At 66.4% G+C, this 15304-nt stretch carries 12 protein-coding genes and 1 pseudogene; 3 read left to right on the forward strand and 10 right to left on the reverse strand.

Annotated elements, in window-relative coordinates; genetic code table 11:
* Nucleotides 1-100 precede the first annotated feature (100 nt).
* On the forward strand, nt 101-601 hold the full coding sequence (locus BG28_RS11200) for a MarR family winged helix-turn-helix transcriptional regulator (protein ID WP_051501346.1): 501 nt from the start codon (nt 101-103) through the stop codon (nt 599-601).
* Nucleotides 602-640: 39 nt separating this feature from the next.
* Here BG28_RS11200 and BG28_RS11205 read toward each other — a convergent pair whose 3' ends face one another.
* The 10 genes and pseudogenes from BG28_RS11205 to BG28_RS11245 all read right to left on the reverse strand — a co-directional run bounded on the left by BG28_RS11205 (nt 641) and on the right by BG28_RS11245 (nt 13080).
* Entirely contained in the window at nt 641-1438 is a 798-nt protein-coding gene (locus BG28_RS11205; RefSeq protein ID WP_051501370.1) for an ABC transporter ATP-binding protein, read from the reverse strand.
* 420 nt (nt 1439-1858) lie between these two features.
* Nucleotides 1859-2413: pseudogene (locus tag BG28_RS15035) on the reverse strand (ABC transporter permease); the annotation flags it as partial.
* Nucleotides 2410-3459 (reverse strand): ABC transporter permease, encoded by a 1050-nt coding sequence (locus tag BG28_RS11210; RefSeq protein WP_084479669.1) that lies wholly within the window; start codon nt 3457-3459, stop codon nt 2410-2412. The gene BG28_RS11210 and the pseudogene BG28_RS15035, both read right to left, overlap by 4 nt.
* A 226-nt stretch (nt 3460-3685) precedes the next feature.
* Nucleotides 3686-5419, reverse strand: a complete 1734-nt coding sequence (locus BG28_RS11215; protein ID WP_369797231.1) for an ABC transporter permease subunit — start codon at nt 5417-5419, stop codon at nt 3686-3688.
* 79 nt (nt 5420-5498) lie between these two features.
* Entirely contained in the window at nt 5499-7016 is a 1518-nt protein-coding gene (locus tag BG28_RS11220; protein ID WP_036476916.1) for an ABC transporter substrate-binding protein, read from the reverse strand.
* A gap of 49 nt (nt 7017-7065) precedes the next feature.
* Nucleotides 7066-8427: an MFS transporter gene (locus BG28_RS16850; protein WP_084479670.1), complete on the reverse strand. Its 1362-nt coding sequence runs from the start codon at nt 8425-8427 to the stop codon at nt 7066-7068.
* Nucleotides 8424-9269 (reverse strand): ATP-binding cassette domain-containing protein, encoded by an 846-nt coding sequence (locus tag BG28_RS11230; RefSeq protein WP_235181082.1) that lies wholly within the window; start codon nt 9267-9269, stop codon nt 8424-8426. The genes BG28_RS16850 and BG28_RS11230 overlap by 4 nt, the downstream gene beginning before the upstream one ends.
* Nucleotides 9266-10051, reverse strand: a complete 786-nt coding sequence (locus BG28_RS11235) for an ATP-binding cassette domain-containing protein (protein ID WP_051501350.1) — start codon at nt 10049-10051, stop codon at nt 9266-9268. Before BG28_RS11235 ends, BG28_RS11230 begins: the two co-directional genes overlap by 4 nt.
* Before the next feature lie 217 nt (nt 10052-10268).
* Complete coding sequence (locus BG28_RS15045) at nt 10269-12080, reverse strand: ABC transporter permease (protein ID WP_235181083.1); 1812 nt, start codon at nt 12078-12080, stop codon at nt 10269-10271.
* The gene (locus tag BG28_RS11245; RefSeq protein WP_036476925.1) at nt 12070-13080 is read right to left on the reverse strand and encodes an ABC transporter ATP-binding protein; all 1011 of its coding nucleotides are present in this window, start codon (nt 13078-13080) and stop codon (nt 12070-12072) included. Before BG28_RS11245 ends, BG28_RS15045 begins: the two co-directional genes overlap by 11 nt.
* 207 nt (nt 13081-13287) lie before the next feature.
* Between BG28_RS11245 and BG28_RS11250 the strand changes: the two genes are divergently transcribed.
* Both BG28_RS11250 and BG28_RS11255 read left to right on the forward strand, forming a co-directional pair.
* A complete protein-coding gene (locus BG28_RS11250; RefSeq protein ID WP_036476763.1) occupies nt 13288-13995 on the forward strand; it encodes an ABC transporter ATP-binding protein in 708 nt (235 codons plus the stop codon).
* Nucleotides 13992-15287, forward strand: coding sequence for an ABC transporter permease (locus tag BG28_RS11255; RefSeq protein ID WP_036476767.1), 1296 nt, complete (start codon nt 13992-13994; stop codon nt 15285-15287). The genes BG28_RS11250 and BG28_RS11255 overlap by 4 nt, the downstream gene beginning before the upstream one ends.
* Nucleotides 15288-15304: the final 17 nt, after the last annotated feature.

The following is a 15304-nucleotide window of genomic DNA, read 5'->3' on the forward strand; positions in this document are numbered from 1 at the left end:
TGCTTACTGTGATACATCTCACTTGATAATATTGATAAAGTCAATGATTTGTCTTCTCACCCGTTCAATCCCGCACCGGGAACCGCTGCTAGGAGAAACCATGCCCCCCTCGATCCCTGCCGACGCGGCGCACGCATCGCCTCTGACCCAGCCGACGGCCGGTCCCGGAGGCGAGGAGCGTTTCCAGCGCTCCGACCTGGCCCAGGAGGTCGCCTTCCTCACCGCGCGTGCCCGAGGCCGGGGCAACGCCCTGGCCAATCGTCTGCTGTCCGACCTGGGTCTGAAGGTGCGACCGTTCGCCGTGCTGGCCATGGCGTGTTCTGGGACCAACCCCTCTCAGCGTGAGCTGAGCAGCTTCCTGGACCTCGACCCCAGTCAGGTGGTCGCGCTGGTCGACATGCTCGAGGCGCGCGGCGCGATCCGCCGGGAGACCGACCCGCGCGATCGGCGCTCCAAGATCCTGGTCGCCACCGAGGCCGGCCTTGAGCTCTACGCCCAGGCGGTGCAGCGCACCCGCGAGGCCGAGGAGCAGACCCTGCATGCGCTGAGCCCCGCAGAGCGGGATCAGCTGCGCGAGCTGCTCGCCAAGGTCGTGTTCTGAGCCGCTCGACTCGGGGGCGGCAGCTCCAGGCCGTCCGGCCTACCTCATCGCAGCCGCATCCTCGGGCCGGAAGCCCTTCTTCGCCAGCTGGATCTGTTCGTAGACGTGGTGGCGCAGCTCGGCGAAGCGCTGCGAGGATCTGGTCTCGAGCTGATCGCGCTCGGCTGGAAGGTCCACCAGCACGTCCTCCTGAATGATGGTCGGCGATGAGGACAGGATGATGACCCGTTCGCCCAGATAGACCGACTCGTCGATGTCGTGGGTCACGAAGAGCACCGAGACGCCCAGCTTCTTCCAGATGCCGCGGACCAGGTCCTCGAGGTCCGCGCGGGTCTGCGCATCCACTGCCGCGAAGGGCTCATCCATCAGCAGCACCTCCGGCTGATACGCCACCGCGCGGGCGATCGCCACGCGCTGCTGCATGCCGCCGGAGAGCTGCCAGGGATAGGACTTCGGGACATGGGCCAGCCCCACGGCCTCCAGTGCCTGCTCCACCGCCTCCTTCCGAGCGGACTTCTCCATCCCCTGGTTCTTCAGCGGCAGCTCGACGTTCTCGGCCACCCGCAGCCAGGGGAAGAGGGACCGGCCGTATTCCTGGAACACCACGGCCATCGACTTCGGTGGGCCGGTGACCTTCTGTCCGTGCAGGGTGACCTCACCGGCGCTGGGGGCCATCAGCCCCGAGATGCACTTGAGCAGCGTGGTCTTGCCGGAGCCGGACGGTCCCACCAGACAGGCCAGCTGGCCCTTGGGCAGATCGAAGGTCAGGTTCCGCACCGCCTCGATGTCGCCGCCGTCGGTGTGGTAGACCTTCTTCAGATTCCGCACCGAGAGCATCGGCTGCTCATCCGGCATGGTCCTGCCCACCGGGATCCTGCCGTCTGGGGTGTCCTGGACGCTGGACTGGCTGATCACGGGATTCGTGGGCTGTGAGTGCGCGGAGGTCATCTCGGGGTCCCTTCTCTGGAAGTGAAGTCTCTGGCAGTGAGGCGTGTGCGATGGTGATGCACGGGGGTATGGCGTGGTGGGTGTGGCCGGCTCATGCCGTCTGCTCGATCTCGCGCAGCCCGTGGTACCAGCCCAGGATCCAGCGCTCGGCGAGCTGGAAGATGAACGAGAGCACCACGCCGATGAGTCCCAGCAGGACGATGCCGGACCACATCTCCGGAATGGCGAAGGAGCGCTGGAACTGCACGATGGCGAAGCCAGGCCTTCGGTGGAGGCGAACATCTCGGAGATCACCATCAGGATCAGCGCGATCGAGAGCGACTGCCGGATGCCCGCCATGATCTGCGGCATGGCGGAGGGCAGGATCAGATAGCGGATGCTGTTGATCTTGGTCATCCCATAGGTCCGACTGGTGTCGGCGAGCACCTCGTCCATGGAGCGCACGCCCTCGATGGTGTTGAGCAGGATCGGCCAGACGGCGCCGAGCACGATCACCGAGACCTTCATCTCGTCGCCGATGCCGATCAGCAGCATCAGCACCGGAATCAGCACCGTGGGCGGGATGGCGCGGAAGAACTCCAGGGTGGGCTCCAGCAGGGCGCGCAGCCAGCGGAAGGAGCCGATCAGCAGGCCGCCGACGATCCCGATCAGGATGGAGAGTGCGATGCCTGCGATGAGCCGTCCCAGCGAGGGGAAGACGTCGCCGACGAAGCGGTCCGCGGTCCAGGTGTTGATGAAGGTCTCCACCAGCAGCTGCGGGGTGGGGACGAAGAAGCTCGCTTCGCCGAGGGTGGCGAGGAACCAGATGAAGAGCAGGATCAGCGGCAGGGCCACGATGTTGAGGAAACTCCGGATATACGTCATGCCGCCACCTCCGTGCGGACCGAGGAGTGCCAGGAGAGGACCTTGCGCTCGATCATCCGCATGACCAGATTGATCAGAACCCCGAGCAGGCCGGTTGCCAGCACGAGGGCGTACATGGAGACATAGTTGCCTCCCGACTGGGCTCGGCTGATCTCGGCCCCCAGTCCGGGGGTGCCGATGATCAGCTGCGCGGTGACCGCCAGGATCAGCGCCACGGCGGCGGCCAGGCGCACACCGGTCATGATGTATGGCAGCGCGGTCGGGAAGGTGACGTGGCGCATCCGTGCCACCGGCCCCAGCCCATAGGACCGCGCGGTGTTCATCGCCACCGAGTCCACATCCGCCACCCCGTAGAGCACCTGGATCAGCACCTGCCAGAAGCAGGCGTAGACGATGAGCATCAGCGAAGACTCGATGCCCACCCCGAAGAGCAGCACGGCCAGAGGGATCAGCGCGACCGAGGGCACCGGGCGCAGGAACTCGATCGTGGAGTTCGTGAAGCGGCGCAGGAACGTCGAGGAGCCGATGATGAAGCCCAGTGCCGTGGCCATCGTGACGGCGATGACCATGCCCAGGGCCCAGGCGTGCATGGTGTCGAACACCGCGACCCAGAAATCGGTCAGTCCGAAGTTCGTGATCAGTCCGCCGATCGCCTCGGAGGCCGGGGGCATGAACCGTTCATTGACCAGTCCGACCCGCGGGACGATCTCCCAGGTCAGCAGCAGGCCGAGGACGCCGGCGGCACCGAGCAGCCGGGTGCTCCAGCCGCGTCGTCGCCGTCGTCGGGCTCGGCCTGGCCCGGAGGTCGTGGCGCGACCGGTGGCCCCGCTCTGCGCCACCGAAGTCAGCGGGGCCGCCGGGTCCGGTCGCGTGGCGATGTCCAGGCCTGCCGAGGTGGAGACATCGGTGTGCCGGCGGATGTCACCGCCTCGGCGGTCCGCGGCGGCGGAGGACTCCCAGCGGTGCAGCCGGTGGACCTCCTCCTCGCGGTTGCGTGGGGCGTCGCCGCGAGGATCCAGCCCCGGGCTCGAACTCTCATCAGTCATCTATGACTCCTTGTGCAAGGTTGCTCGGATCATCACAGCGAAGCCGTGCACACTGTGATGCAGAACACATCACCGTCAGGATAGGGCCCTGGGGCCAATAGTTCAAGAAGTCAATGATTGAGATAGTCAAGGGCTGGGGTGTCTGGAGGTTGGATCTTCACCTCAGGGGCAGAGCCGGCGCCGATGTGCTCGGATCCGCCGACCCGTCACGGGTGGTCGAGCTGCGCTATCGCAGGCTCGAGACCAAGGCCCCTTCCCGTGGCAGAACAGCTTCCGGGCGGATCCTCCGGGAGGGTCTCGGCGGCAGCGAGGAGAGTGAGACGGCGAGTACGGAGGCCAGGATCAAGGCCGACGCCGGACCCATGACCGTCCAAGGAGCGCGTTCGACGTAGCCCATTCCCTCCGCGAGCACCAAGCCCCATTCCGGCGCCGGCGGCTGTGCGCCAAGCCCCAGGAAGCTCAGAGCGGCCAGCGCCAGGGCAATCCCGGGGAGGCGCAGCATGGCATGCCGCGTGACCGGACCGATCACGGCCGGAAGCACGTGGCGGAACATGATGCGCGCCCGACCGACGCCGAGCAGCGGCAACATCTTGATGTATGTGCGCGAGCTCATCTCAGTCACCAGTCCTGCGGTATAGACGGCCAGAGGCGCCCAGCTCACGGCGGTGATCGCCACCGCGGCCCCTAGGACGCTGGGACCAAAGACGGAGGCGACGAGAAGTCCGGCGATGATGGGAGGTGCTGCATTGGTCACCTCGGCCGGTCCGGAGGAGAGCCGGGGAAGGCACCCCAGGAACAGGCCGATCAGCAGGCACGCGAAGACGACTGCCAGAGCTGTGCCCAGCGTGGTCCAGGTGCCCTGTCCCACCCGTGCGAGGATGTCTCTGCCGGTTGCATCGGCACCCAATGGAAGCGCCGACGAAGGGGACGTGAGGCGGCCGTTGACCGCGCTGTAGGCGTCGCGCAAGCTACCTGCGACGGTGAGAAGCAGGAGCGCTGCCCCCGCAACCCCGGGCACGACCAGATCACGACGCCGACGGGACCGCTGCGGCATCTGAACCGGCACCGCGTCGTATCTCAGGGCCGGGCCCAGGAGCGCTCGTCGAGCGAGACTCGTCGCACTTCCGATGAGGATCGCGATGATCACCAGTGCCAGCACCCCGGCCTGCAGCGCCGGGATGTCCTGAGAGCTGGCAGCTCCCAGCGTCAATCTGCCCAACCCTGGGATCGCGAAGATCTGTTCCACAGCTACGGCGCCGCCGGTGAGGCCGATCAAGACCAGCCCTACCTGTCCCAGCACCGCCGGCAGAGAGCGGCGCAGGACCGCCGCCGCCAGAACCGTTCGGCTCACCCCGGCCATCTGCCAGGTTGCCGTCCAGCGTTCCGCGAAGGTCCGCGTGATCGCTTCGACCATCAGCCTGCCGATCAGCCCTCCCCCTGGTATGCCCATGGCGAGGGCCGGCAGGACGGCGTATTCCGGGCCCCTCCAGCCGTATGGCGGAAACCATCCCAGCCATACCGCACCGAGCACCAGAAGACAGGCTGCGAGCAGGAACTCCGGCAAGGCCGTCAGAGTCGCTGCCGCAGCACCTGAACCCCGCGCCGATCGCCCGCGCAGGCCTGCGTACAGGGCCGGTACGCTCAGCGCAGCGGCCAGAAGCAGCGCGACGACGATCGCGAAACCCATCAGAGTCAGAGACACGGCGAGTGCGTCCAGGACTCCGGGAAGAACCGGGCGCCCGCTGATCCAGGATTCACCGGCGTCACCGCGCATCATCGCGGTCGCCCATTCCCAGAAGATCACCAACGGGCCCCGGTCCAGTCCGAGTTCGGCACTGACTCGCGCCAGATTCTCCGGAGTGGCCGGGAGGTCCGCATAGCGGGCGCGCAGAATCGTGTACTCGGCGGAGCTCCCGGACAGCCACGGGAGCATACCGACCACGAGGACCACGGCAGTCACGGACAACAGACGCGACGCTGAGCTCACCCACACGCCTGGAGCGGCCCATCCCGGAGACCGCAGGCCTTTGGTCGTCAACTCAATCGCTTTCGCCGAGTGCGGTCTCGCCAGTGATCAGAAGTCGCTCCCGAGGGTCCTGTTCCGCCCCCGAGACAGAGGCTGCTTCTCCTTGGATCACACGTTCGTGCAGCAGCGGGATTGCCGCATCCTCGGCGAGGATCTGGGCTTCTGCCTCCATGATGGCGAGCTCTCGGCCATCAGCCGGGTATTGCTCCGAGGCGAACTGCAGCGCGGTATCGACGGAATCCGCGCAGAACTGAGAGATGTTGAAGGAGCCCTCGCAGGCGAAGTCGCTATACATGTAGGCCACCGGGTCGCCTGAATCCAACACGGTGGCTCGGGAGAGGATGAAGGCGTCGAACACCCCGTCCACCGCGTCTGCTTCGATGTACTGGTATTCACGCACGTCTTGGGTCACGACGAACCCCGCCTGTTCGAGCTGCTGCTCGAGCAGCACTGCGACCTCGGGAAGCTCAGAACGGTCGGTGAACGTGCCCAGCGAGATCTCAACCCCGTCCACGGCCGCGGGCTCGGCACGCTGCCCGATGATCTCTTGGTAGGAGGCTTCGTCACGGAGGTCCGCGGCCCACGGCAGGGCGGGCCCGAGCAGGCCTTCCGCGACGTCGGCACGACTTTCATAGGCCCCTTCTATCAAGGCGGCACGGTCAATGGCCTCACGAGCAGCCGCCCTCACTTCCGGGTCGGAGAACGGTCCCTCCTCGGTGTTCAGGTAGAGCGTATTGGTCCGTGGCATGGCGACTTCGTAGATGAGATCTTCATCGATCTGTCCGGCTTGCCCCACGGGCACGGCTTCAACGACATCGGCGTCTCCTGTGCGAAGCGCCGCGGCGCGTGCGGTGCCATCAGGGACGAACTCCACGTCCATGCCGCTGGCCCGCGCGGGGTCTCCCCAGTAGTCCTCATAGCGGTCAAGGGTGGCCGAGGAGGTGCCGTCCACGGAGATGAGTTCGAAAGGACCGGTGCCGTGACCGATCGGATCCACCACCTGAGCGCCTTCGTAGGCCTCTTCGGCAAGGATTGAGAGTTGCGGGCTGGAGAGTCGTTGAGGCACCAGGGGGTCCTCATCTGCTGTGCGCACCAGAACGTCGTCGTCCTCGACGGAGAGCTCGAGATCGACGCCATCCAGGATGCGGGGCTGAGGGGAGGCGTCGATCGCTGCTTGCAGGGACTCCATCACGGCTGCGGCCGTGAGCTCCGAGCCGTCGTGGAAGGTCACGCCGTCTCGGATCGTGAACCGCCACAACGATGGATCAGCGTCGTCCTGGCGCCACTCGGTAGCCAGACCTGGCTGAGCCTCTCCCTCGGCGTCGAGCGCGATCAGGGTCTCCGCGGTGCTCCATCGCGAGAGCTTGAAGGCATCGTCACTGAGCGGTGACAGTCCACTGCGGGGTGGCTGCAGCATGGCGACGCTGATGCGGGCATCGGTGTCAGCCGACTCTGAGGTGCTCTGTTCCTCTCCGGAGGAGCTGAAGCACCCGGTGAGCGCAAAGACGCCGGCCAGCGGAATCGTCGTCATCAGGCGGGGCATTGTCGGGGTTCGGGATCCCACGAGGGGACGTGTGGCGTTACGAGGTGAAGGTGTCATCGGGTGCTTTCTCGGTGTTTTCTGCGGATGGTTCGGGGGTCTTGGAGGTGGAGGCGAGTTGAGGTGGGGTTGGGAGGGTGCGGCCGATCAAGGTGGCGCTGATCAGGGGGAGCGTTCCAAGCAGCAGCCAGGGCGCCCATGAGAGTGCTTCTGAGAATGCGGCGAAGTGCAGAAGCGAGCCCACGGCTGCATTGCCGAGCAGCACGGCGATGCCGCCGGCGGTCGCGAGCAGTCCGTAGTAGGAGCCCCACTGGGCCGTGCCCGCGAAGCGTGGGACAAGATCCAGGGCCACTGGGGCTGCCATCAGGTGCCCCAGGATCCAAAGAGCGACGGCGGTCGTCGCGGGGGCGAGTTCGAGCCCGACAGGCATCGCCGTGGTGGAGCAGGCGGCCAGGAGAAGGAACCCCGCAGCGGTGGTGAGGTATCCCAGCGGCAGGGCGCGCTGAGGACCGAGGCGCCGAGCCAGACGTGAGATCGGAAGCTGAAGCGTCACGGTGATCAGTGAGACCATCGCGAACAGCCACGCCAGCGTCTCGACGTCGGCGCCCGATCGGTGGATCTCCGCGGGCAGGCTCAGGTAGAGCTGGTTGTAGCTCAGCAGATCCACCGCATGGAGTGCGGTGAAGGCGATGAATCCACGGTGACGCAGACTCGCGCAGCGCCGTCGCGGGGGAATCCCGCCAGATCCCCGGACGAGCTTCCCCCTCCCAGCTGGCTGAGGGACGGCATGTGCCCTGTGCGGAGGCCGGGGGAGAAGCCATCCAAGAAGCAGCCCGACGAGAACGAAGAGAGCCGCCCCCGCGCCCGCCGCCGCACCGAATCCCCACCCCAGCAGAGCAGCTCCGAGGAAGGGTCCTATGGCGGCGCCAGTCTCTCCAACGACCGAGAGAGCTGCAAAGAGGGTGGGTTTCGCGGTGGTGGAGAGATCACGGTCTTCTCGCTGCGCCTGCGTCCGCGCCACCAGAGTGTTCAGTGCCGGAGAGAAGAGGGCGCCTCCGAGACCAGTGATGACGGTGCCGAGGATGAATATCGTCAGGGAGTGCTGCCAGCTCACAGATGCCGCGAGAGTGCCGAAACCTGCGGCGCGAACGGCGCATCCGGTGAGTATCAGCGATCGAGCTCCATAACGGTCCGCCAGGATCCCTCCGAGAAGAAACATGCCCTGTTGGGCTGCGGTCCGGACGCCGAGCACGAGTCCTACCGCAGCCCCGCCCAGGGCGAAATCTTCGGCCAAGACGATGGCGATGAACGGGACGACGGCGTAGAAACCGAGATTGAAGACCCCTTGCGCTCCCAGCAACGTCGAGGCCTCCGGGGGGTTCCTGCGGGATCGGCGTCTCAAGAGTGCCGGCCTCGGTGCTCTCGGTGCGCGTCCCTGAGCTCGGGAGCGATGCGCGGCATGGAATGCACCAGCCGTGCGGTGGCGGCATGCTCCGGGTGGTCCATCAGGCGACTGATCTCTCCCCGCTCCACGAGTGACCCGTGGTCCATCACGACCGCGTCGTGGCAGAGGGCTCGTGCGGCATCGAGATCATGGGTCACCAAAAGCACGCCGAGACCGCGAACTGAGGAGAGCTCACGCAGAAGCGAGAGCACCTGGTCTCGGAGCGGGAGGTCCAGGCCGCTGACCGGTTCATCAGCGAGCAGGGTCTTGGGCCCGATGGCGATGGCCCGCGCGATCGCAACCCTCTGAGCCTGGCCTCCGGAGATCTCGGCGCGCTTCTTTGCCATCAGAGATGCCGGGAGATGCACCTGCTCGAGAGCGTCACGTGCTCTCAGCTGGTGGTCACCGGGGAGCTTCAGCCTGCGTAGGGGATCGGTGACGAGCTGTTCGACGCTCATCCGCGGATCCAGACTGGCCGCGCAGTCCTGGGGGATGAACTGCACCTGTCGTCGGAAGGCGCGCATCTGGGAGGTCCTCCGAGGATGGACGGCGGTCCCCTCGAATCGCACGAAGCCTCGCGTCGGTCGATCTGCGGCGAGGAGCAGAGAGAGCAGGGTTGATTTCCCGGAGCCGGAAGAGCCGATCAACGCTCTGCGCTGCCCCGACTGGATGCTGATGTTCGCATCGCGGACCGCCACCACTGGACTTCCTCCGCGGCCAGCGGGGAAGACCCGTGCAACCCCCACGGCTTCGAGCAGGCCTTCGGGTGCACCCTGGTCGAGGTGTCGTGTTTGGCTCATGAGACCGGCTCCGAGCGACGCATCGCCTCCGTGACCAGAGCGGCCGAGGTGGGATGTACCGGAGACGCGATGAGATCTCGCATCGCCGAATCCTCCACGATCCGGCCCGCCTCCAAGACGACGGCGCGTTGGCACAGACCTGATGCCACTGAGAGGTCATGGGTCACAAAGACGACAGCTGTCGCCGGAGAGAGATTCGAGCTCAGGGCGCGCAGGACTGTGGCCTGTGAGACCACGTCGAGGGCGGTGGTCGGCTCATCCGCGACCAGCACCTGGGGCCCGCACGCCAGCGCAAGTGCGATGCACACTCGTTGACGCTGTCCCCCCGAGAGCTGAGCGGGGAACGAACGAGCGATGCGATGCCCGTCATGGAGCCCGACGGCGTCGAGCAGGTCCAGGACGTGCGCGTCACACGCGCCGCCTGATGCCTTGGGATCAACCCTGGACCGACCACGCTTGAGCGGCAGCATCAGCTGCGCGCCGATGCGCACCAGCGGATTCAGTGCATCCGAGCTGTCTTGGCGCACCGCGGCCACGTCGCGCACGCTCACCGAGTGAGAGTCACGGATGCGGCGGCCGCAGATCTCAATCTCGCCCGTGCGCGCCAGCGTGGGGGAGAGGCCTCCGGCGAGGCAGGAGGAGATCAGGGACTTGCCGGACCCTGAACGCCCCAGCAGAGCAATCCGTTCTCCTTGCTCCACGTGCAGGCTGATGTCGCGGAGCAGAGGTTCCCCGGTCTCGGACCGCACGCTGAGCTCGTGGGTCTGGATGATGGTGCGCACTTGCAGGGACCTCCGGATCTGGGACGGGCCGAGGTGACGGGCCTGTCCGGGCATCCAGAGACTATCGCTAATGAGTTGCATTAACGAAACAGCAGGGTCAATCGAGAGAAGAGTCACTCCAGACCCGTTGAGGGGCGGATTCTACGCACATCTCAAGGGCCAGATGGCCTTAAATGCTCGGAGAATCCGCCCCTCAACGGGTGGGGATGGGGTGGGATCAGCGGAGGAAGAGCTTCTTCATCCGGTAGGTGGTCAGCGCGAGCCCGGCGACGATCATCACCAGGTAGTAGCCGATGTGCACCAGGGTCAGGCCGCTGAAGTCCCAGAACGCGATATCGCGCATGAGCTCCACGGCGTGCCACAGCGGCAGCGCCTGGATGAACGCCTGGACTCCGGCGGGATAGACGCTGATCGGGAACAGCGTGGCCGAGAACAGGAACATCGGCATCAGCACCATCATCATCCAGTCCATCTGCTGGAACCGGGTCATGAACGAGGTCACCGCCATCCCGACCGAGGCGAAGCCCAGGGCGACGAAGAGCGCGGTGAACCACATCAGCACCGCGGCCAGCGTGTCGATCAGGCCGCCGACCAGCAGCACGCCGATGAAGCCCAGCGCGTAGATCCCGCCGCGGAAGAGTGCCAGGCAGATCTCGCCGACCGCCACGTCCACCGGGCCCAGTGAGGTGGACATCATGGTCCGGTAGAGCTTGGTGATCTTGAGCTTGAAGAACACGTTCCAGGTGGAGTCGAAGATCGCGCCGTTCATCGCCGAGACCGCAAGCAGCGCCGGGGCGATGAATGCGGCGTAGCTGATCGTCCCGCCGCCGCCCAGGCCCACCTGTTCGGCGTCGACCCCGGCGATCATCGGGGAGATGCCCAGCCCGAAGGAGGTCAGGAACAGCACCGGCTCGAGCAGACCGGAGAGGAAGATGACCCCGCGGTTGTTCCGGATCGCGGTCAGGCCGCGGCCGAACACCGCACGAATGTTGCCGGAGTAGTAGTTCGCGCCGAACCCACGGCGGAAGGCGATCCGGGGCAGCGCGGTGCTGTCGGGCGCAGCGCCTCCGGGTGCAGTGCTGTCGGCCGCGTCCTTCACCGCGAGCCGCTCTTGGCGCTTGGCGTCGGCCTTGGCGCCCGGTGTCCGGCCCCGCCATTCTTCGAGTCCGAGCCGGCGGGTGAAGATCCGCACCGTGGCCAGCCAGGCCGCGACCGTGATCCCCAGCAGGTAGAGCACGTGGAGCAGGATCAGCCAGGCGGGGCTGGGCTGGCCGAAGGCGAGCACCCGGCCCAGCTCGTTGGCATGCCAGATGGGGGAGAACCAGCCCAGCACCTGCAGGAACCCGGGAAGGTTGGTGAGCGGATAGAACGTGCCGGAGAACAGGAAAAGCGGCATGATGACGAAGCGCTGGATCAACGACATCTGCCCCTTCTCATCGCGCAGCGTGGACACATACGCCATGATCGGCAGCCCGATCGCCAGCCCGCCCAGCATCGCGCTGGCGATCATCAGCACGCCCAGCGGAGAGCTGATGGCGCCGAAGAGGTAGAGCACCACCGTGAAGATGGCCGCATGGATGCCGAAGCGCACGCTGACCGCGAGGATGTGCCCGGAGGCGATCTGGCCCGGACTCAACGGCGAGGCCTGGGCGCCGTAGTAGAGTCGGCGCCACTTGAACCCCTCCATCACCGGGAAGGTGAACTCGATGCCTGCGGCCATGGCCACGGTGGAGGCCAGGATCGCCGGCGCGATGTACATCAGGTAGCTGCTCGCGCCGTACTCGGCGAAGTCGCCGCCCTCGCCCACCAGGACGCCCAGCCCCAGGCCCATGGCCAGGATGTACATGATCGGCTGGCTCACCGAGGAGAACAGGATCACGGTGCCGTAGGCCCGCATGCTGCGCAGCGTGCGCTCGGCCTGGTGCAGCGCGCCGAAGCGTCGGGCCCGGCCGGCCATGGTCTGCTTGTCCGCGGCCGGGCTGACCGGCTGCTGCAGCTCGGGATCCGCGGTGAGTCGATCAGTCGACAAGGGTTCTCCCGGTCAGTCGCAGGAAGACGTCCTCCAGGGAGGACCGGCGCACCAGGGAGGTCATCGGACGAAGTCCGGCGGCGTGGATCTGCTCCAGCGCGGACTCTGCGGAGCCCGCGTAGACCAGCAGCCGGTCGGGCAGCACCTCCACGTGGCTGAAGCCGACGCCGACGCCGACGCCGACCCCGACGTCGGCGGCTGCGGCTGCGGCGCCGTTGGCACTCGCGGCGCCGGAGGAGAGCAGCGCGGTCAGCTGCTGGGCCTGCTCCTGGTTGCGGTCCATCCCGAAGCGCAGCTCCAGCACCTCCCGGGTCGAATGGTCGCGGATGAGTCCGGCAGGGGAGCCCTCCGCCATGATCCGGCCCTCATCGACCACGATCAGGCGCTCGCAGAGCTGCTCGGCCTCGTCCATATGATGGGTGGTGAGCACCAGTGTGGTCCCGGATTCACGCAGCCGGAACAGCCGGTCCCAGAGGATGTGCCGGGCCTGCGGGTCCAGCCCGGTGGTGGGCTCATCGAGCAGCAGGATCTCCGGCTCGTTGACCAGCGCGCGGGCGATGGTCAGCCGACGCTTCATGCCCCCGGAGAGGTCCTCCACCCGGGCCGTCGCCTTGTGGCTGAGCTGGGCGAACTCCAGCAGCTCTTCGGTCTTGGCGTTGAGCCAGCGGCGCGGCAGCCCGAAGTAGCGGCCATACATGATGATGTTCTCCCGGACGCTGAGCTCCTCGTCCAGGTTGTCCTGCTGCGGGATCACCCCCAGCCGGGCTCGGACCTCGGGGCCGTTCTGCTCCGGGTCGAGTCCGGCCACCGACATCGTGCCGGCGCTGCGCGAGGCCACGGCGGCGATCATCCGCATGGTGGTGGACTTGCCCGCACCGTTGGGTCCGAGCAGGCCGAAGGACTCGCCTCGGTTCACCGTGAAGTCGATGCCGTCCACGGCAGTGAAATCTCCATAGCGCTTGGTCAGACCTGTGGCGCGGATCGCATGTTCAACGGGCATGAGTGGCAGTGTACTCGCGGTGATGTCCCCTGGTGAGAGCGGGATCGACGCATTCTCGCAGAGTCGGGGCATCGGGGGAGTTCATCCTTTGGGTCGATGCCCTCGGAGCCGTCATCCGCGAGAATGAGCTGGTAGTTCAACTTCTGGCTGCCAGGCGGCCTCGCAGCAGGTCTCCGCAGCACCTCCGAGCACGATGAAAGGTCATCAATGTCCACTCCTGTTCTCGAGACCGAGAACCTGGTCAAGGTCTATGGCAAGGGCGCCACCCGTTTCGACGCGCTCAAGGGCCTGACCTTCGAGATCCACGAGGGTGAATCCGTCGCCATCGTGGGGAAATCAGGTTCCGGCAAGTCCACCCTCATGCATCTGCTGGCGCTTCTCGATGAGCCGACCTCCGGCGTCGTCGCGCTGGGTGGTGAGCCGGTGACCGCGCTGAAGCCCAAGAAGGTCTCCCAGCTGCGCAATGACACCTTCGGTTTCGTCTTCCAGCAGTTCTTCCTCAACCCCAACCAGACGGTGCTGGAGAACATCACCCTGCCGCTGAAGATCGCGGGGATGGGCAAGTCCGAGCGCAACCGCCGCGGCATGGAGGTCCTGGAGCAGCTGGACATGGCCGACAAGGCCAAGAACAAGGCGACCAACCTCTCCGGCGGTCAGAAGCAGCGCGCCTGCATCGCCCGCGCGCTGGTCAACAAGCCCACGGTGCTCTTCGCCGATGAGCCCACCGGCAACCTCGACACGGTCACCTCAGAGATCGTCGAGGACATCCTCTTCGGGCTGCACCGGGATCATGGCATCACCCTGGTGGTCGTCACCCATGATGAGGACCTGGCCGCGAAATGCCAGCGCCGGCTGATGATGCAGGACGGCGAGATCGTCACCGAAGAGCACGGCGCCACGGGGGTGCACGCATGAGGTCAGTCGACGTCGCGCGCACCGCGCTGGGCAACACATTCCGCTCCAAGCTGCGCACCGCCCTGACGGTGGTCGCCATCGTCATCGGTTCCTTCACGCTGACCCTGACCTCGGGTCTCGGCGCCGGTGTCAACAAGTATGTCGACACCGTCGTCGCCGGCTTCGGCGGCTCCTCGCAGATGTTCGTGATGAGCACCGGAGCCTCTGACGCAGAGCCCACCGATGGTCCGGCCGAATATGACCCGGAGGCCGCAGCGAGCACCGGTGGGATGTTCGGCCCCGGCTCCGGCGGTGGGGTGCTCACCGACTCGGACATCGAGGAGATCGAGCAGATCGAGAACGTCTCCTCCGTGGACCCGATGGTCTTCGTCTCACCGGACTTCATCGAGACCCCCGACGGGGAGCGCTATGACATGGAGCTCGACGTGCCGGCCAATGCGCTGGGACTCGAGCTTGAGGCCGGAGAGGCCCCCGGCGAAGACGGCATGGAGCTCAGCATCCCGGAGGACTGGCTCACCATCTTCGACACCGAAGATGCCGAGCAGGTCATCGGGGAGACTGTCGAGATCGGCATCAGCAACGTGACCGGGGAACAGTCCACGGTGGAGGCCGAGATCGTCGGCGTCTCCGAGGAGGCGCTCTCCGGCATCGGCGCCACCCCCATGCCCTCCCGTGAGCTGAACCAGCAGCTCAACGAGCTCTCCATGGAGGGCTACGAGGGCCAGGCGCAGAACGCCTACACCATGGCGGTGGTCGACGTGGAGGACATCGAGGCCAGCGAGCAGGGCGTCAAGGACGCCCTGATCGATCAGGACCTCCTCGGACTGACCGTGGAGGACCAGATCGGTGCCGTCCAGGGCGTCATCGACGCGGTCTCCTGGGTGCTCTCCGGCTTCGGCCTGATCGCGCTGCTCGCGGCAAGCTTCGGCATCGTGAACACGTTGCTGATGTCGGTGCAGGAACGCACCCGAGAGATCGGCCTGATGAAGGCGCTGGGCATGTCCAGCGGGAAGGTCTTCGGACTCTTCTCCATGGAGGCCGTGGTCATCGGCATCCTGGGCTCGGTCATCGGTGTGGTGCTCGGACTCGGAGCCGGACTCGTCGGCAACGCCTGGCTCACCGGTGAAGGCGGCCCGCTGGGCGCGGTGGCCGGACTGACGCTCTTCGCGGTGGATCCGTTGGCGATCGCCGGGATCACCGCGCTGATCGTGTTCATCGCCTTCCTCGCCGGCACGCTGCCGGCGGCGCGAGCGGCGAAGAAGGACCCGATCGAGGCGCTTCGCTACGAGTGAGACCGGCCAACCGGGCC

Origin of the sequence: Nesterenkonia sp. AN1 (assembly GCF_000582475.1) — a bacterium.
Taxonomy (GTDB): Bacteria; Actinomycetota; Actinomycetes; order Actinomycetales; family Micrococcaceae; genus Nesterenkonia; species Nesterenkonia aurantiaca.